The 19,548-nt window shown below is 42.4% G+C and carries 10 protein-coding genes; 7 read left to right on the top strand and 3 right to left on the bottom strand.

The window, feature by feature from the left end:
- Positions 1 to 142 precede the first annotated feature (142 nt).
- Entirely contained in the window at positions 143 to 3,007 is a 2,865-nt protein-coding gene (locus tag AN213_RS18835) for an FAD-binding and (Fe-S)-binding domain-containing protein (protein ID WP_055199345.1), read from the top strand.
- A 59-nt stretch (positions 3,008 to 3,066) separates the two neighbouring features.
- Here the strand turns inward: AN213_RS18835 and AN213_RS18830 are convergent, their stop codons facing one another.
- Entirely contained in the window at positions 3,067 to 4,254 is a 1,188-nt protein-coding gene (locus AN213_RS18830; protein WP_055199344.1) for an acyltransferase family protein, read from the bottom strand.
- 374 nt (positions 4,255 to 4,628) lie between these two features.
- Here AN213_RS18830 and AN213_RS18825 point away from each other — a divergent pair, with 374 nt between their 5' ends.
- Positions 4,629 to 6,242: a sensor domain-containing diguanylate cyclase gene (locus AN213_RS18825; protein ID WP_055021793.1), complete on the top strand. Its 1,614-nt coding sequence runs from the start codon at positions 4,629 to 4,631 to the stop codon at positions 6,240 to 6,242.
- A gap of 52 nt (positions 6,243 to 6,294) precedes the next feature.
- Positions 6,295 to 6,996 (top strand): M15 family metallopeptidase, encoded by a 702-nt coding sequence (locus AN213_RS18820; protein ID WP_055199343.1) that lies wholly within the window; start codon positions 6,295 to 6,297, stop codon positions 6,994 to 6,996.
- Positions 6,997 to 7,204: 208 nt separating this feature from the next.
- Here AN213_RS18820 and AN213_RS18815 read toward each other — a convergent pair whose 3' ends face one another.
- Complete coding sequence (locus AN213_RS18815; RefSeq protein ID WP_054563169.1) at positions 7,205 to 7,699, bottom strand: hypothetical protein; 495 nt, start codon at positions 7,697 to 7,699, stop codon at positions 7,205 to 7,207.
- 127 nt (positions 7,700 to 7,826) lie between these two features.
- Between AN213_RS18815 and AN213_RS18810 the strand changes: the two genes are divergently transcribed.
- Complete coding sequence (locus AN213_RS18810; RefSeq protein ID WP_055199342.1) at positions 7,827 to 11,840, top strand: rhombosortase-dependent M36 family metallopeptidase; 4,014 nt, start codon at positions 7,827 to 7,829, stop codon at positions 11,838 to 11,840.
- 542 nt (positions 11,841 to 12,382) lie between these two features.
- On the opposite strand, the gene AN213_RS18805 is transcribed toward AN213_RS18810, so the two are convergent.
- Positions 12,383 to 14,548, bottom strand: a complete 2,166-nt coding sequence (locus AN213_RS18805; protein WP_055199341.1) for a M3 family metallopeptidase — start codon at positions 14,546 to 14,548, stop codon at positions 12,383 to 12,385.
- A 431-nt stretch (positions 14,549 to 14,979) separates the two neighbouring features.
- Here AN213_RS18805 and AN213_RS18800 point away from each other — a divergent pair, with 431 nt between their 5' ends.
- From AN213_RS18800 to AN213_RS18790, 3 genes are all read left to right on the top strand, one after another.
- The gene (locus tag AN213_RS18800; RefSeq protein WP_055199340.1) at positions 14,980 to 16,311 is read left to right on the top strand and encodes a dihydroorotase; all 1,332 of its coding nucleotides are present in this window, start codon (positions 14,980 to 14,982) and stop codon (positions 16,309 to 16,311) included.
- Between the two features lie 11 nt (positions 16,312 to 16,322).
- Positions 16,323 to 17,207, top strand: a complete 885-nt coding sequence (folE2, locus tag AN213_RS18795) for a GTP cyclohydrolase FolE2 (protein ID WP_055199339.1) — start codon at positions 16,323 to 16,325, stop codon at positions 17,205 to 17,207.
- Between the two features lie 146 nt (positions 17,208 to 17,353).
- Positions 17,354 to 19,513, top strand: a complete 2,160-nt coding sequence (locus AN213_RS18790; protein WP_055199338.1) for a S46 family peptidase — start codon at positions 17,354 to 17,356, stop codon at positions 19,511 to 19,513.
- Positions 19,514 to 19,548: the final 35 nt, after the last annotated feature.

The raw sequence follows: 19,548 nt of genomic DNA, 5'->3' as shown, positions 1-19,548 counted from the left end.
GCTTAAATAACCAAACCTTTATGCTTATTAAAAGCGTGGCAAGTTGATAATTTATCAATTTAATGGGTCGCTTTTTAGTACAATTTAAAGTAATAATATATTCCATAATCATCAGCGTAAATATGACAAGCCTGGGGGCGAGATGGCTTTAACTCGATTACACGCATTTAAACAGCAAATTAAACCTTTTTTACCAGAGTCAGCATTAATAGAAGATTACTCGCGCCGTTATGCGTACGGAACAGACGCCAGCTTTTATCGATTAATCCCTGAGTTAATTGTATTAGTTAGCAATCAAAATCAAGCAAGGCAAGTGATCATTGCCGCCAACGAACAACACGTACCCATCACATTTCGCGCCGCTGGAACGAGTTTATCAGGGCAAGCAATTACCGACTCGGTATTGGTTTTACTTTGCGATAGTTGGAGCAAGTTTGAAATCCTTGATGACGCTGAGGCAATACGCTTACAACCGGCAATCATCGGTGCTCGAGTAAATCAAGTATTAGCCCCGTTTGGTAAAAAAATTGGCCCTGATCCCGCTTCAATTAATAGCTGCAAAATAGCCGGAATGGCGGCAAATAATTCATCGGGCATGTGTTGTGGGGTAGCACAAAACAGCTACCATACAGTAAAAGATATGACCCTCATTTTTGCCGATGGCACAGTGCTTAATACGGCTGATAGCCAAAGCTGTAATGCCTTTTTGCAAAGTCATAGCCCTTGGGTTGATGAGCTAATGAACCTGGTTGATAGCGTAAAGCAAAACCCCGATTTGAGTGAGCGTATCGCCCATAAATACCGTTTAAAAAATACCACGGGTTATGGTTTAAATGCACTGCTGGATTTTTCTGATCCAATCGAAATCATTAAGCACCTCATTATTGGCTCTGAGGGTACGTTAGCTTTTATCGCCGATATCACCTACCACACCGTGGTTGAGCATAAGTACAAACACACAGGTTTCTTTATTTTTGACGATATCAGCAAGGTGTGTGAGCTGGTACAAAGGCTTAGTGAGCTTGATGTTGCGGCCGTTGAACTACTCGATAAACGTGCCCTTATGTCGGTGTCTGAACACGCTATAATGCCAAAAGAGGTGGCTAGCTACCCTGAGCAATCAGCGGCACTGCTAATTGAGTTAAGAGCTGAAAATGCTCAGGCTCTCGATGCGCTCACAAAGGTCACCGAGCAACTTCTTGCTGAGTTTAAGCAAAGTCAACTGGCAGCGATTGAGTTTTCAGCAGACAGCGCCCGTAATGCGGCACTTTGGAATATCCGTAAGGGCACCTTTCCTGCGGTTGGCGCAGTGCGCGAAACTGGCACCACTGTAATTATTGAAGATGTTGCCTTTGCTCTTGATAAATTAGCTGAGGGCGTGAATGCGCTGCATCAATTATTTATTAAATATGGTTATGATGAAGCCATTATTTTTGGGCATGCGCTTGCCGGAAATCTGCATTTTGTATTCACCCAAGCTTTTGATACACCAGAGCAAGTAAGCCGATACGAACAATTTATGGCTGATGTGGCGAACTTAGTGGCGGTTGAACTAAAAGGGTCATTAAAAGCTGAGCATGGCACTGGGCGTAACATGGCGCCGTTTGTTGCTACCGAATGGGGAGACGATGGCTTTGCGGTGATGGTTGCGCTTAAAGCTTTATTCGATAAACAAAATATTCTTAACCCTGGGGTTATTATTAATCACGACAAAAATGCTCACACTCAGCATTTAAAAGTCATGCCAAAAAGTGATGATATTATCGATACCTGTATTGAATGTGGCTTTTGCGAAGTTGTTTGTCCATCAAAAGGGCTTACCTTAACACCGAGGCAGCGTATTACTTTATGGCGACACCGCACAGAGCTGCACAATCAATTACTTACAACCGAAGATGTAGCAAGCAAACAGAAGTTAAATCAAAAGCTCAGTGTTATTGAGGCTGACTTTAAATACCTTGGTATTGATTCGTGCGCGGCAACGGGTCTTTGTGGTCTTAAATGCCCAGTGGGGATAAACACGGGCGAATTTATAAAATCACTCAGAGCAGAGAAAGCCTCATCAAACAAGGTTGCGCGGTCATTATCTCGCTTTGCTAGTAAGCATTTTGCGGTTGTTGCTACGGGTGCACGGTTTGGTTTAACCGTGATGCAGGTGCTTGAAAATGCAATCGGCAGCAGTAACCTTAGAAGCCTGAGTAAACCTGCTAATAAGTTGCTTGGTATACCGTTGTATTACTCGGCGTGGCCAAGGGCTGAGCAGCCAATTAATAGAAAACTTCACCAATCCCAACAAGCGAAAAAATTGGTGTATATGCCAAGCTGCGCAAGCCGAATTTTTGCGGCCGATAAACTTGCTGATGATAAGCGCCCACTGCTTGATGTTATCTATTCACTCGCTGCCAAAGCAGGCTATGAAGTGCTACTTCCGCAACAAGCCGATTCACTTTGCTGCGGTATGCCATTTGCTAGTAAAGGCTTTAATAAAGAGTCTAAAAACAAAAGTGAGCAGTTACTTACTGAGCTTGAGGCGCTTTCAAATAATGGCCAATATCCCATCGTTTTTGATGCCAGCCCTTGTGCCCTTACTACTCTAAATGCCGCGCAAAATACGGCACTCACAATTTATGAAAGTGCTGATTTTGCTGCCCAGCATTTACTGCCTAATTTACAAGTAACGCCAGTGAATGAGCCGGTAATGCTCCATATTACCTGTAGCTCAAAGCGATTAGGTAAAGAGCAAAGCCTAGTATCACTTGCCAAGGCATGTAGTAACGAGGTGATTATTCCAGCTGATATTGAGTGCTGTGGTTTTGCCGGTGATAAGGGTTTTAACTTGCCAGCGCTCAATGGCAACGCGTTAAAAATCCTTAAACAACAAGTACCAAAAAACTGTAGTCGTGGCGTGTCTAATAGCCGTAGTTGCGAAATTGGTTTAACTGAACACAGTGGCATTAGTTATCAGTCTATTTTGTATCTACTCGATAAGCAAAGCCATGCAATATAACAGGGCTTAATTGCTAATTTGATGAGCCAGTTGCTGACTGGCTCATCTATTTTTAAAGCTTACACTTTCCAAAAAATGCCTTTGCGGTAGCAGCTGTACATCACCCCATAAGACACCACTAAAAACAGCAGTGAAAAGCTAAAAGAAGCGAGGTAATCATTGCTGAACACTAATTGTATTAGGCCATAAATATAGCCTTTTAAACTGCTATCGCCGAGCGGGATCATAATTAATAGCCGTGCAAACACGCCTGCGAACATAAAAAATAATATTGCATTCGCACCAAATACAATAAACGGAGCGCCCCAGCTGCGCAGCTTATAAATATCTAAAATAGCACTGCACAGTGCATAGAAAATCGCTGCCAGCCCTGAGCTGAGCAGCACATAGCTCGGCGTCCATAAGGCTTTATTGATAGGCGTTAATGGCGAAATAGCATAGCCGACAAGAACAGCTAAAGTGCCCAGAAAAATAAGTGTACGGGCTTGTTTTTTAAGGTCGGTTTGCTTAGTTAAATAAACCGCAGCCAAGATACCGCTAAGCGCACTTGCAATGGCTGGCAGTGTTGAGAACAGCCCTTCAGGGTCAAATGGCAGTGGCTTAGCATTGGCATAATACAGGTGATGACTACCAAGTACGGCATTATCTATAAAGGCACTTAAGTTATTGCCATGTAACCATAAGCCACTCACTACCTTGCCGTTTGGCAAGGTATAAGGGATATAAAGCATGGCGGCGCCATAAAACAATAAAAGAGCGATGCAAGTAATGGCTATTTTCTTAGGCGATAAATAGAGAAAACAACACAGAGCAATTAAATACACCAAACCTATACGTTGCAGCACACCCAACACACGCAGCTGCAATAACTTGTCATCAAGCCAGCTAAAAGAAGGGTCTCGAAAGTTGTAATAAAACAAGGCTAAAAACCAACCGAGGGCAATGAGTTTAATGGTGCGAATAACCCCCGCTTTTAGTATTTGTTGATCACTGACCCCTTTAGTACGCAAGCTATTTACTGAAAGCGTGATAGACATGCCGACAATAAAAATAAAAAACGGAAAAATTAAATCGGTAGGTGTCCAGCCATGCCACTGTGCATGTTTCAAAGGCCAATACATCGCTCCCCAACTACCCGGGTTATTCACTAATATCATGGCAGTAATAGTCAAGCCCCGCATTACATCTAACGCCATGAGGCGATGTGAAGGGAGTTTGTTGATGATTTCAGCACAGTGTTGACGCATAGGAAAACTTTATTGTTGTTTTGTTTTTACAGTGTAATAAATTATTACATCAAAGCAAGCTGCTTTTTAAACAATAGAAATCCTATTTGTTAGCTGTTCTTTTAACAGTACTAAGCTTTATAGTTTATTAAATTCAACATGTTAAATAACGAGGGTTGTTGGTAAGTGGTTTTGATGCACTTCATGTTTAACGAGTGCTTGGTAGCTGAAGTTATTAAACAGAGTTACTTTAATTAATTAGAGTAATTGCACTCATTTGTTTGCGCTAAATCAAATTATGACAAAAGTTTTATAGAGGTACACAGAACATCTTGCTAGTATAAAGGTATTAGATATTCCCAATATGGACTTTGGGCCTGTATGTGAGAAGTATCGTGCTTAATAGTCTTAGTCGTGGTTTAAATCTACGCCGCTTAATTTTAGTGTTAGCGTTTTCAGCAACGCTTATAACCTTTCTAAATAGTTATTACTCGAGCTACCAAGTTCAAAAGCAACAACTAATAGATAAAACCCTTAATAATCATAAAGCATACGCCGCTAAGCTGGTGTCAGCGACCGATAATTTTTTACTTAATGCTCAGCAACAGCTTGCTTATGTTGGAAAAATTCTTGAAGACGATTTTAATAATCAAGGCTTGATTAATGCTGAGGCAGACCGACTAAGGCTACAAACTAATAGTTTTAATTCGACCATTATTGTTAATGCGCAGGGTGATATTCTAGGGGTTTCTCCAAAGTCATTGAAGCTACAAAACCGTAAAGTAGATAGCTTTGGCACTAAAGCCGCTTTATCGTATCGCACCCCAATGATCAGCGAGCCGTATATTTCGATGGCGGGCAATTTACTGATCTTTATATCGCAGCCTTTATTCGACAAACAAAGTAATTTTATTGGTTATGTAGGCGGCACCTTATACTTAAAACGTACCAGTATTTTAAATGAACTGCTGCAAGTTCATTACTATCAAGACGGCTCTTATTTGTATGTGGTTGATGAAAATCATCGCTTACTGTATCACCCAGATAAAAGCCGTATTGGAGAGCAAGTGTTTGATAACAAAGTAATTGAAGAGGTATTAAAAGGAAACGCCGGCACACAGCTTGTTACCAACAGCAAAGGCGTTGAGATGCTTGCAGGCTACGCACCTATGACGGTCGCTTCTTGGGGGGTCGTCACTCAGCGCCCACTCGAAAACACACTTGCTCCGCTTGATAATTTAATGTGGCAAGTGTTTGTAAAAACTGCCCCAATTGGTTTGCTGACTTTTATATTCATTTGGGTATTAGCACGTTTAATTGCTCAGCCTTTGAGGCAGTTAGCCGAAACTGCAAATACTTTAGATCGCCCTTCAACGTCACTTGAGCTGACACAAATTCGCTCATGGTATTTTGAAAGTAATGAACTCAGAAAAGCCATGTTAAAAGGGGTAGGGCTATTACAAAGTAAAATAGGGCTATTGCGTCAAGAAGCGCAAACTGATCCCCTCACTTGCCTTCATAATCGCCGAAGCCTTGATATGCAAATTAGCCATTTGATAGCTCAGCGTTGTCCTTTTGCTGTATTGGCTATCGACATCGACCATTTTAAACGGGTAAACGATGAGTTTGGTCATGACATTGGTGATGTGGTACTGCAGTCGTTGGCTAAAATTTTGTTAGATGTCACTCGCGATAGTGATGTGGTTGCTCGTACAGGTGGTGAAGAATTCATTGTGATCATGCCAAGAGTTGAAGCAAAACGTGCGTATCAACTGGCTGAGCGTTTGCGTATGCGGGTGTCAGAAAGCTACATAGACCCCGTTGGCTGCATTAATGTATCGATTGGTATTTCAGGCTGGCCAATTGAGCAATTAAACATTGATGAAGTATTTAAGCTTGCTGATCAAGCTTTATATCAAGCTAAAAAAACAGGGCGTAACCGCTCAGTTGTCGATGCCACATATAGCCAAGATCTTGCTCCAGTTTCTGAGCTTTCAATCTTGGAATAAGTTATTTAATGTGCAATAGTGGATGCTATTAAGTTATTTATGGAAAATCAAAATGGCATTCACTTTGTTGGCTCGTTTAACTAAATCTACTTCTCTGTTAGGTATTGCGCTTATGAGTGCAAGTGCTGCTTGTGCAAACCCTAGCGATGATAAACGTAGCGAATTTGTGGATGTAGGTTCTTTGCTACCTAATGCCGTGTTAGATATCCGTTATTTTGGTCATCATAACTTTGTTGGCAAACCAGTTGATGGTTACAACGCACCTAAATGTTTATTGCACAACAGTGCTGCTAAGGCTCTTAAAAATGTGCAAATAGCAGCGCAAATCCAAGGTCTGAGCTTAAAAATATTTGATTGTTATCGTCCGCAGCGCGCCGTTGATCACTTTGTGCGTTGGGTTAACGATTTAGAAGATACCCGCACTAAAGCTGAGTTTTATCCAAACTTAGGCAAAGACAAGCTGCTTGGTGATTACATCGCCGCTAAATCGGGTCACAGCCGTGGTTCAACGATTGATTTAACCTTAGTAGATGCGAAAGGTAAAGAGCTCGACATGGGCTCACCGTTTGATATGTTCGACACTCTTTCTAATACCGAGGACCCGCGCATTAGTGCAGAGCAAAAAGCCAATCGATATAAACTTAAAAGCCTGATGACAGAGGCCGGTTTTGCTCCTTATTCAATGGAATGGTGGCATTTTACCTACCAACCGCAAGCATATCCCGCCACCTATTTTGATTTTGTGGTGGAGTAGTAAGTTAGCGAGGGGAAAGAGTAAAGTTAGCGAGGGGAAAGAGTAAAGTTAGCGAGGTTCGAGGTAGCAGCGATTTTACATCGCGTCCTAGAACCTAGGGCCTAGCCCCCAGAACCTGATGACGCGGGATAAACCCGCTGCTACAAGTAGGCGTGAAACTTGTTTCGCGCGTCTGACGGCTGATAGCTGAAGGCTGACAGCTTTTCTACTACATCACATCTTTTATCGGTGAATAATCAACTTTAATTTCAACAATATCGACATTGGCATTTTGTTTAAAAGCGTTTTGCACTTTTAATAAATCAGTGTCTTTTTCAGCAAGGTAGCGATAGCTTTTGTTGGTCATTTTTTTCAGCGTATATTGACTGCTAAGCGCTACTGGTAAGCTGTTTTCTTTTAGCGTTAAGTAAATTGCACCCGTTGCGATTCCGCGCTCTTGCATTGCGTGATTAAAGACTTCTGTGCCCTTGGTTAAAGTCGGTGCATCAAAGGTAATTTTTTCGCCATTATTACTAAAAGCGTTCGTCGATTTTTGCTTGTTGATTTCGACAGCTTTTTTAACATCTTTAACTGAAACTTGTTCTTTTTGTGAACTGGTTGTTGGCTGCTGTGTTGTATTTTGCTCGCTTATTTCATTTTTTTGACAGCCTGATACTAGTACTAATGCTAGTGTAAGTGCTTGTATCTTAATTGTTTGGTTCATTATGTTCCTGCTTGTTTGTTACTTTTGTTTACAATTAATTCTGTTTTTTAATTGCCATATTGGGTACATTGGCCGCGGTTATGATTGTTAACCGAAAATAAAAATATAACAATAGGGAACGTAAGGAATGTCTCAATTTAAAGTAACAGCAGTTGCTACCATGGTAACGGCTATCTTGGCATCATCTCAAGTACAGGCAAGTGAACAAACTCGCTTTTATAATGCTTCAAGCGTTAGCTCTCAAGTACAATTTAATCCTCAAGTATCTCAGCAACGTGCATTAGCTGAGCGTCGCACTGTATCGGGTCACAAATCTATTTTCGATGCGCAATTAGGTAAAGCTACTTTCCTATGGAATGCAGTAGGTCAAGCTAAGCCTGATATGGCAATGGTGCTTCCTGAGCAACGTAATGCTTACGCTGCAGATTTTTATTTAAATGCCTTAACAGGTGTTAGCACAGCTAAAAAAGGTATATCAAGCGCTGTATTAGCAGATTTATCTGAGCAAAAGCTTGGTTCAATTACAGCTAAATACAAGCAAAAAGTTCATGACATTGAAGTATTCAACCGTGAATACAACCTGATCATGGATAAAGAATATAACCTAGTTGCTGGTTCTGGTTATTTCGCTAACACAAGTTCAAATGCAACGCAGTCGTTCGCGCCACTTGCTGAGTTTGTTGGTGCTGAGCAAAGCATTAAACGTGCAATTAAAGAACTTGCTGACATCAATGTGTCGTTAACTAAATCAACTGAGCAAGGTGACTATGTTAAGTACACTGTGTCTAACCAAAGTGGTTACAAAGTTGTATTAGGTCAGCCTCGTGCTAAGAAAGTATTCTTTGAAGTAGCGGGTGAGCTGCAGTCTGCATACTATGTTGAAGTAGAAGTTGCTGACAAAAACAGCCTAGAAAGCGATTACTTCAGCTACGTTATTGGCGCGCAAAACAGCAAAGTTTATTTCAAGAAAGACTTAAAAGCACACGCGGCAGACTTTAACTACCGTGTATGGGCTGACGAAGATGGTTACCCGTGGGAAGGTCCACACGGTGACGTGATCCCAGCTGATGGTCCAGATCAAATTGATGAAACTGAAATCCTAGATGCACCACTTGTAAGCCTGTCTTACTACAAAAAACTAAGCACGATGGATCCGTGGCTTGCTGATGACGCTACAACAACATCAGGTAACAACGTATTTGCTTATGCTGATGTAATTGCACCTCAAGGTTACACAGAAGGTGACTTCACTGCTGAAACTACATCAGATTACACATTCGATTACCCTTACCAAGTTGATCAAGTAGCAAACAGCTACGACAACCGTAAAGCGGCGATCGTTAACTTGTTCTACATGAACAACTTCTTACACGATTTCTTCTATGACCATGGTTTTGACGAAACATCAAATGTTGCACAAGTATCAAACTACGGCCGTGGTGGTGTAGAAGGCGACCCAATCGAAGCACAAGCGCAAGATAATAGCGGTTTAAATAACGCTAATATGGCAACACCTGCTGACGGTGCAAGCCCACGTATGCAAATGTACTTATACAACTCGAAAGATGCGAAAGTGGGTGTAGATTTCGGTGTGGTTGTTACATCAGATGAAACAATTGGTCTACTTGAATCTTCTAAAGTATCTGGCTTTGGTCAAATGCAATTTGCTGATATCGCAGGCGAAGTTGTTCGTTTAGTTGACGGCAATGACGTAGATTCTGGTAGCGTAACAGACGGCTGTGAACCTGCAACAAATGCAGCAGAACTAGCTGGTAAAATTGCGCTAGTCGATCGTGGTTCTTGTAACTTCACAGCAAAAGTACTACACGCTCAAGAAGCGGGTGCAATTGGTGCTATCGTTGTAAACAACAACCCAGATACAGATGAGCCAGCGCCAATGGGCGGTGAAGATGATGCAGTTATCATTCCTAACATGGGTCTGAACTATGCTGACGGTCACGCACTTTACGATGGTATCGCTGCAGGCGACACAGTTACTGTTAATATGTTCAACAAAGCAACGTTAAAAGACGGTACGCTAGATAACGGTATTATTGCTCACGAATGGGGTCACTATATCAGTAACCGTTTAGTGGGTAACTCATCAGGTCTTATCAACTTCCAAGGCCGTGCGATGGGCGAAGGTTGGGGTGATTTCCACTCATTGATGTTCATTGCTAAAGCTGATGATATTAACATCCCAGGTAACGACAAGTTCCAAAAAGCCTACGGTAGCGGTACATTCGTAGAAGATTTCTACTATGGTATTCGTCGTGTTCCATATTCAACCAATATGGAAGTAAACCCGCTGTCTTTCCGCCACATTACTGAAAATGAAGGTGCTGATGTAGGTATTGCTCCAACTAATGTTGGTTCACCACACGCAGCAGGTGAAATTTGGGCAACTATGCTTTGGGAAAGCTATGTAGCACTTATCAACGAGCACGGCTTTGAAGAAGCTCAAAACCGTATGGCTAACTACTTAGTTGCTGGTTACAAGCTAACTCCAGTTGCTCCGCTATACACAGAAGCACGTGATGCTATCTTGGCTGCTGCGTACGCAGTTGATCCAGAAGATTACAAACTAATCTTAGGTGCATTTGCTAAGCGTGGTATGGGCTTAGGTGCTAAAGCGCCAGAGCGTTTCAGCGAAGATTTAACAGGTGTTGTTGAATCAGACAAAATGAAACTTGCTAGCTTCACATTCAAAGATGTGGCAATGGATCCAAACTACAACGGTGAAGAGCTAGGTTATTGTTCAAACGATAACGTGCTAGACAAAGGTGAAACAGGCACGTTAACAGTTAGCATCATGAACACAGGTAGTGAAGTACTAACTGGTACTCAAGCACAGTTAACGGTTGTTAGTGGTCACGATGTAACGTTCGAAAATGATGGTTTAATCACTTTTGACGATACAACTCCTTACGCTTCACAAACAAGCGCACCTATCACGTTTACACTAAATGATGCAGGCACTGCTGATACACTTGAAATCGAAGTGTCATTCCCAGAGCTTTCTGCAGATGACGAGATTGTTGAAGCAGCAAGCGATACAGTATCTTACCTTGTGAACATGGACTTTGAAGATAAAGCACCAGTTAGCTCACAAACTGCTGACGATATGGAAGTAGCAGGCGCTTCATTACGTGACTGGAAAGAAAACGTAATGACAGGTGATGACTTAGCTGTTGGCACACAAAGCATGGCAACTGGCGGTAATGTTAACTTCTTCAACAGCTTTGGCTTCGGTCTTGGCGAGCAAACCATGTACCTAAACAACAATGACTTCCAGTCAGATGTTGCGGTTGAATCAAGAGAGTTTGATATCGGTTTTGCTGGTGATTTTGAAGTTTCATTCTGGCACTTCTACCTAATCGAAAACGAATGGGATGGTGGTGTTGTAGAGATCAGCGTGAACGGTGGTAACTGGGTAGATGTTACTGAAATGGGCGGTACATTTGATGTTGGTTACGATGGCCCACTAATCGAAAACGATGCGCAAGCGCTACAAGATCGCGATACCTTCACAGGTAACAATGTTGATGGTAACGGTGTTTATGGTAACTACGAAACAATTCGTTTCGGTACTGAACTAAACGGTAACCGTGCAAAATTACGTTTCCGTATGTCATCAGACAGCGCAGTACGTGAGTTCGGCTGGTGGATTGATAACGTAACTGTTAGCAATGTAACGTCACCAATCTTCTCAAACGTGATTGCTGGTGATGCATTAGCATGTGATAACGCACTACCATTACTTTCTGTATCGGGTGATGAGTCTGTTTCTGAGTCTGCTTCAGGCACATTAACGGCAACAGCGTCAGACCGTAACAGTGATGACACGCTAAGCTACACGTGGACGCAACTAAGCGGCACAACAGCAACACTTACAGGTGCTGACACTGCAACTCTAGGCTTTACGCCAGGTGCTATCTCAAGCGATGATGAGTTAGTATTTGAAGTAACAGTAAGCGATGGTACAGACTCTGTATCAGAGCAGTTCACTGTTGCCGTAACTAACGAAGCTGAGCCAGTAGAAGAGAAGAAAGTAACTAAATCTAGCAACGGTAGCTTTGGTTTCTTAACACTACTACTTGCACCACTAGCGCTTATCGGCCGTCGCCGTAAACGTAAATAAGACTTTTAAATAGTGATAACAAAGCCCTTACAGTTCGCTGTAAGGGCTTTTTTGTTTTTAAGTTAGCGAGTTCCGAGATACGAGATGCGAGATGCGAGATACGAGATACGAGATGCGAGATGCGAGATGCGAGATGCGAGGTACGAGATGCGAGATACGAGATACGAGATGCGAGATGCGAGGTACGAGATGCGAGATACGAGAAGTATATGGGAANGATGCGAGATGCGAGATACGAGATACGAGATGCGAGATGCGAGGTACGAGATGCGAGATACGAGATGCGAGATACGAGATGCGAGATGCGAGATACGAGATGCGAGATGCGAGGTAGCAGCGATTTTACATCGCGTCCTAGCGCCTAGAGCCTAGAACCTAACACCTAGCGCCTTTTTGTAGGCGCGAAACTTGTTTCGCGCGTCTGACCGCTGATAGCTGAAGGCTGACAGCTCCTTTTACTATCGTAGTGGGGTTATAAACACTCGACAACCCCACATTTCTGACTTAGAGCTTAAAGCTTTAAGCTTAAAGCTCAAGGTGAGCTATTGAACCGTTGCTTTTAGGCCGCGGCGTTTTAATAGCGCTGAGGTGTCTGGCTCTTGACCACGGAATGCTTTGAACGATTCCATTAGGTCACGAGAGTTACCCACTTCTAAAATTTCTTTGCGGTATTTATCACCCATTTGGCGAGTTAAACCACCTTGCTCTTGAACATAAGCAAAGGCGTCTGCCGCTAAGATTTCACTCCACATGTAAGCATAGTAACCCGCTGAGTAACCGCCGCCCATTGAGTGTGAGAAGAAGGCTGACTTATAACGTGGTGGTACAAACGGTACATCAACACCATGTTTTGCAAGCGCTTGTTGCTCAAACTTTTCAATGTCTTGTAATGGTGCATCAGCAGAAAGTGAATGCCACTCCATATCAAGTAATGCAGCTGCAACGTATTCTAGAGTATCAAAACCTTGGTTGAAGCTACGTGATTGAATTACTTTTTTCAGTAGCTCATCAGGAATCGGCTCGCCAGTTTTATGGTGTTTTGCATAGTTAGCGATAACTTCAGGGTACATGGCCCAATCTTCTTCAAAAGTTGATGGGAACTCAACGAAGTCGCGTGATACTGAGGTGCCAGATAGAGTCGGGTACTTCACGTTTGAGAACATGCCGTGTAAGCCATGACCCAGCTCGTGGAAAATCGTTGTCGCTTCATCATAGCTGATAAGCGTAGGTTCGCCATTCGCGCCTTTTTGAATGTTCATAACGTTTACGACAACTGGCTTTTGTTCTTTAAGGCCAGATTGTTTAACGAATGAGCTCATCCATGCACCGCCACGCTTACCTTCACGAGCAAAGTAGTCAGCAAAGAAAATGGCTAAGCTCTTTCCATTTTCATCAAATAACTCATAGGCTTTTACATCAGGGTGGTAAACCGGAATATCGTTACGTGGTTTAAAGGTGATGCCGTATAAACGGTTCATAGTGAAGAATACGCCGTCTTCTAAAACGCGGTTGAACTCGAAATATTCTTTCACAGCATTTTCGTCAAGGTTGTATTTATCTTTACGCACTTGCTCTGCGTAGAATAACCAATCCCATGGCTGCAATTTAAATTGTTCACCTGATTCATCAATTTTAGCTTGAATAGCCGCCGCTTCAGCGTTGACGTTCTGCATTAATGCAGGGATCATACTCGCAAACATATCAAATACAGCTTGTGGTTTTTTCGCCATTTGTGACTCTAAACCAAAATCAGCCCAGCTGTCGTAACCTAATAGTTTCGCTTTTTGAGCACGTAACTGAGCAAGTTCTGCCACGATATCACGGTTACTATTTTCGCCCGATAATGCACGCTCAGCCGATGCACGCCATACTTTTTCACGTAAATCACGGTTTTTCAGTGTTGCCAGAATAGGCTGACGCGTGGTGTTTGTGATCTTAATTAGGTATTTGCCTGGATGGCCAGCCTCTGCTGCGGCATTGGCAAGCTGCTCAATTTGACCAGCTGGTAAGCCCTCAAGCTCTGATTTGTCATCCACTAAAACAACATTTGTTTTAGTCAGCGCTAATAAGTTTTGTGAAAACTGAGTTGTTAAGCTTGAGTGCTTCGTATTGATATCACGAATTTGTTGTTTTTGCTCTGCACTTAATTTTGCCCCAGCACGCACAAAACGTTTGTAGTAAACGTCTAATAAACGCTTTTCTTCAGCAGTTAAGGCAAGGCTGTCAGCTTCGCTGTGAATAGCAGCCACTTTTTCAAAGAGTGCTTTATTTAAGAAAATATTGTCGTTATGAGCAGCTAGTTTTGGCGCTAATTCTTTTTGTAATTCACGACGTGCCGGGTTTGAATCCGTACCCGCTAAGTTATAAAAAATACTGCGTGTGCGTGTTAATAGCTCACCACTTTTCTCAAGCGCAACAATTGTATTGGCAAAATCAGGCTTTGCTGGATTGTTGATAATAGCTTGCACTTCAGCCATTTGCTCAGACATGCCTTTATTAAATGCCGGCATGAAATGTTCATCTTTAATCGCACTGAAATCAGGCGTTTCGTATTGTAATACGCTTTTCACAAACAGTGGGTTAGCTTGCTCTTTTGCAGCAACAGGTGCTGATTGCTCTGATTTAGGCGTTGATGTTGTTGTTTGCGGTTCTGAACAGGCTGTGAGTAACAGCGCAGAACTGATCGCGGTTGCGATTAGGTGTTTCATAGTTTTTCTCTTGTCATTTTTAAAATTAAATTGTGTCGATATAACATACCACAAAGTTTTTATAAGCTCTTGATTTGCATAGCGGTTAAAACGGATTACAAAAAGATGCTAAAAAAGCACTTATATGAGGCAGGTATCACCATGTGATCAATGAGCCCAGCATACTGTGTCTTATTACAATTGACCTCATACGTTGCGATAAGGTGATTATTGGCTGCGATAAGCCGTTAAAATTCTCTAAGATCGGAAAGCCACTTATAACTTTACAGCTTAAATAGCCCGACCCAATTGATCTTTTTGACTCATAACAGTGTCCAAATAAAAACTTTGTGGTATGTTATATTGTAACAATTTATTCTGCAATCAATCTTGCCATGGAGTGCATTTTTTTACGATAAGTTGCAAATGTTGCTGAATAAGCAAGGAGTCATATGGCTATCATAATTAAACACGCCTGCGTCGTTAATGAAGGGCAGCGCGAAATAAACGATGTACGAATTGTGGGCAATCGAATCGCTGAAATTGCCAAAGGTATTAGTGCTAAGGCCAATGATGAAGTAATTGATGCAAGCGGTTTGTTGCTATTACCAGGCATGATCGACGATCAAGTTCATTTTAGAGAGCCTGGCCTTACCCACAAAGGCACGATTGCCAGTGAATCTGCCGCAGCAGTGGCCGGTGGCATTACAAGCTTTATGGAAATGCCCAATGTTTCACCTTCGACTACCACGGCAAAAGCACTTGCTGATAAATACGCGATAGCAGCGCAAACGAGCGCTGCGAATTATGCGTTTTACTTTGGCGCGACCCCAGACAACCTCGATGAAATTAAGGCTCTTGATGCCAAAAAGGTATGTGGCGTTAAAGTGTTTATGGGAGCATCAACAGGCGATTTACTAGTTGAACACCCTCATGCCCTTGAAGCCATTTTTCGGGAAAGCCCAGTACTCATTGCCACTCACTGCGAGCAAGGGGAGGTTATTCAACAAAATCAGCGCCGTATAGAAAAACGTTATGGCGAGTTACAAATAGAACATCACCCGTTAATTCGTGATGAGTTAGCGTGTTATGCATCATCATCGTATGCCGTGTCGCTGGCAAAACGTTATGGTTCACAGCTGCATGCTTTACACCTAACAACAGCAAAAGAGCTAGAACTATTTAGTAACGCACCCATAGAGCAAAAGCACATAACCGCCGAAGCTTGCGTACATCATTTGTGGTTTAACCAAGACGATTACGCAAACTATGGCAATCAAATTAAATGTAACCCCGCCATAAAATCAGAGCAAGACCGCCAAGCGCTACTCGCAGCAGTACGCGATGGTCGCATTGATATTATTGCCACCGATCATGCCCCTCATACTTGGCAAGAAAAGCAGCAACAATACAGCGCTGCACCAGCTGGCCTCCCTCTAGTTGAACATGCATTACTATCGTTACTTGAGCAGGTAAAACGTGGTGCGTTGAGCCTTGAGCAAGTCGTTGAAAAAACAGCGCATAACGTGGCAAAGCGATTTGCTATCGAAGAGCGGGGGTTTATCAGAGAAGGTTATTTTGCTGATTTAGTCCTGGTTGACCCAAACGCAGAAAAGCACGTCGAGCATACAAACACACATTATTTATGCCAATGGACGCCATTTAATGGCACCACTTTTTCAAACCGAATCACACATACCTTTGTTAATGGTGAGTGTGTCTTTGATGGGCAGCACGTAACCCCGCACAAAAAGGCCGCTATGGCCTTAACATTCAATCGTTAAAAGAAGTTGATATGCAATTACCCGATATTACCTCGCACTCTAATGTAGATTTTCAGTCGCCTTTAAAATGGGTCGGCATGGAAAAAATAGCATTGCCTTTGAAGCTTGCACAAACTCATGTTGATGTGCACCTGAATGCCAAAGTTGATGTGTTCGTTAGCCTTGATAGCGATGCTAAAGGCATTCATATGTCGCGTCTTTATTTACTACTTAATCAGCTACTGGCTAAACAAAGTTTAACGACTCAGCGTGTTAATGAGTTTATGGAGGCTGTTTTAGCATCACAAAAAGGCTTAAGTAAAGGCGCAAAACTGGTGCTGCATTTTGATTTACCCGAGCTAAAACAAGCGCTACTTAGCGACAATGCAGGTTACAATGCTTACCCTGTCGTTTTAACTATTACAAAGCAGCAAACGCTTGCCATTAACTTAAAAGTCGATATTGCCTACAGTAGCACCTGCCCGTGTTCAGCGGCATTGTCGAGGCAGCTTTTGAGCGAAGCAGTCGATAAGCAATTTAGTGATGCGAATATAGATAAAGCTTCTTTACTCAATTGGCTTGCAAGTGAACAAGGCTCTATTGCAACCCCTCATAGCCAGCGTTCATATGCGTATATTGATGTCACGTTTAGTAGTGGGAAGTTGCCAGATATTGGCGGCTTTATCACAGAATGTGAACAAGCTATTGGCACTCCAGTCCAAACCGCTGTTAAACGTGAAGATGAGCAAGCATTTGCCGCCCTTAACGCTAAAAACTTACTGTTTTGTGAAGATGCAGCAAGGCGATTGAAGCAGTGCTTCGAAACCATGCCGAGTATTGCTGATTACCAGTTTAAGGTTGAACACCAAGAAAGCTTACATGGCCACAATGCTGTGGTTCATGAATCTAAATATTAAGCTCATGAGTCTAATGGTATTAGGCCATGAACCTAAAATGGTTTACAAATTTTGACATTAGCGGTCGCAAATTATTGCTATTGGCTAGCACAATGATAATGATACGAGCGCTAAAAAGATAAACATAACAAATATAAAGGACGACTATGCGTTTTAAATTTATTGCTGCTGCAGTGGGTCTCGCTGTAGCAAATGTTGCTGTTGCCGACGAAGGCATGTGGCAACCTCACCAGTTACCAGAGCTTGAGTCAGTGTTAAAAGCGAAAGGCTTGAGCATTGATGTAGAGTCAATTTCTAAATTAACAGAGTTTCCGATGAACGCGGTAATTAGCCTTGGTGGTTGTACTGCTTCGTTTGTTTCGCCAAAAGGCTTAGTTGTCACAAATCATCACTGTGCCTATGGTTCGATTCAATATAACTCGACCACCGAAAACAATATTTTAGAAAATGGCTTTTTAGCTAAAACTACCGGCGAAGAAGTCCCTGCTGCGCCGGGTTCTCGTGTTTTTGTAACAGAGCAAGTAACTGACGTTACAGATAAAGTAAATAAAGGCACTGAAAAGTTAACCGGTAAAGCACGTTTTGATGCTATTCAAGCAAATGAAAAAGCACTTGTTAGTGAGTGTGAGCAAGACAAGAGCTACCGCTGTAATGTGTATACTTTCCATGGTGGTCTTGAATATTACCTTATTAAATCGCTAGAAATTAAAGATGTACGTTTAGCGTATGCACCTGCTATGGGCGTAGGTAAATACGGCGGTGATATCGATAACTGGATGTGGCCGCGCCACACAGGTGATTTCTCATTCTATCGCGCGTATGTTGGCAAAGATGGCAAGCCAGCTGAATATTCAGAAGATAACGTGCCGTACCAAAGTGATGCGTTTTTAAAAGTAAGCGCTAAAGGCGTTCAAGAAGGCGATTTTGTGATGGTTACTGGTTATCCGGGCAGCACAAACCGTTACCGTATTTCGCCTGAAGTTGATTACGTGTTTAACACAGCTTACCCATTAGCGCGTAAATATAACTCTAAATATGTCTCGTTAATTGAAGAAAATGCGCCTGAAGGCTCAGAGGCACGTATCGCTTATGAAAGCACGATTGCGGGCTACAACAACTACATTAAAAACTATGGCTCAATGATTGAGAGTTTCAATAAAGGGTCAATGTATAGCCGTAAGCAACAATTCGAAAAAGATCTCACTGCGTGGATCAACGAAGATAGTAAGCGCAAAGCTAAATACGGACATGTACTTGCTGATTTATCTGCGCTAGTTGCTCAGTCGCAAGAGCATAACCAGCGCGACCGCATGTTAGGTTACGTACACCGCTCACAAATGATCGCAACTGCTCGACGTTTATACCGTTTAGCTTACGAAAAACAAAAGCCAGATGCTGAGCGCGAAAGTGGTTATCAAGAGCGTGATATGCCACGTATCGAGTCTCGTTTAAAAAGCATGAGCCGTCGTTATGATGAAGCCGTTGATAAAGCTATTTTACTGTACTTTATTGAGCAATATGCTGCACTACCTAAAGACGAGCGAGTTGCAGAGGTTGATAAAGCTCTTGGTCTAACTAACGGTTTTGATAAACAAAAACAACAAGCCTTGCTTGATGACATGTACGCTAAATCGGTTCTTGCAGATGAAAGCAAACGTTTATGGATGGCAGGCCTTGACCTTACTCAGTTAAAGCAAAGTAGCGATCCATTTATTCAGTATGCGCATGCAATCTTTGCGGTCACAAAAGATATTGAAGATGCTAAAAAAGAACTAGCTGGTAAACAGCAAGCTGCTCGCCCTGCATTAATGGAAGCAATCATCGCTTATAACAAGGCACTTAATAAGCCAGTTTATGCTGATGCTAACAGCACCCTGCGTGTAACTTACGGTACGGTAGGCGGCTATTCACCGCAAGATGGCTTAGTGGCAACCCCCTTTACATCTTTAGAAGGACTACTTGCTAAAAACACCGGTGTTGAACCATTTAACTCACCAGAGAAACAAAACGAGTTAATTAAGCAAAAGCTTTATGGCGATTACACAGGCGGTATGAATACGGTTCCGGTTAACTTTTTATCTAATGTAGATACCACAGGTGGTAACTCAGGCTCTCCAACGTTAAACGGCAATGCTGAGCTCGTTGGTTTGTTGTTTGATGGTGTGTACGAAAGCATTATTGGTGACTGGGATTACGATGAAAACTTAAATCGCTCAATTCACGTTGATTCACGATACATATTGTGGGTGATGGATAAAGTTGATAATGCTCAGAACCTACTTAAAGAGATGGCTATCGTTAAGTAATCTAAGTTTAACGTTAATTTAAGTATTAAAATGCC

Origin of the sequence: Pseudoalteromonas sp. P1-8 (assembly GCF_001399985.1) — a bacterium.
Classification (GTDB): Bacteria; Pseudomonadota; Gammaproteobacteria; order Enterobacterales; family Alteromonadaceae; genus Pseudoalteromonas.
This window is presented reverse-complemented; position numbering and strand designations above follow the sequence as displayed.

Coding starts and splice junctions, on each gene's coding strand:
- AN213_RS18835 (WP_055199345.1), top strand. CDS start 143: ATGGCTTTAACTCGATTACACGCATTTAAACAGCAAATTAAACCTTTT.
- AN213_RS18830 (WP_055199344.1), bottom strand. CDS start 4,254: ATGCGTCAACACTGTGCTGAAATCATCAACAAACTCCCTTCACATCGC.
- AN213_RS18820 (WP_055199343.1), top strand. CDS start 6,295: ATGGCATTCACTTTGTTGGCTCGTTTAACTAAATCTACTTCTCTGTTA.
- AN213_RS18815 (WP_054563169.1), bottom strand. CDS start 7,699: ATGAACCAAACAATTAAGATACAAGCACTTACACTAGCATTAGTACTA.
- AN213_RS18810 (WP_055199342.1), top strand. CDS start 7,827: ATGTCTCAATTTAAAGTAACAGCAGTTGCTACCATGGTAACGGCTATC.
- AN213_RS18805 (WP_055199341.1), bottom strand. CDS start 14,548: ATGAAACACCTAATCGCAACCGCGATCAGTTCTGCGCTGTTACTCACA.
- AN213_RS18800 (WP_055199340.1), top strand. CDS start 14,980: ATGGCTATCATAATTAAACACGCCTGCGTCGTTAATGAAGGGCAGCGC.
- folE2 (WP_055199339.1), top strand. CDS start 16,323: ATGCAATTACCCGATATTACCTCGCACTCTAATGTAGATTTTCAGTCG.
- AN213_RS18790 (WP_055199338.1), top strand. CDS start 17,354: ATGCGTTTTAAATTTATTGCTGCTGCAGTGGGTCTCGCTGTAGCAAAT.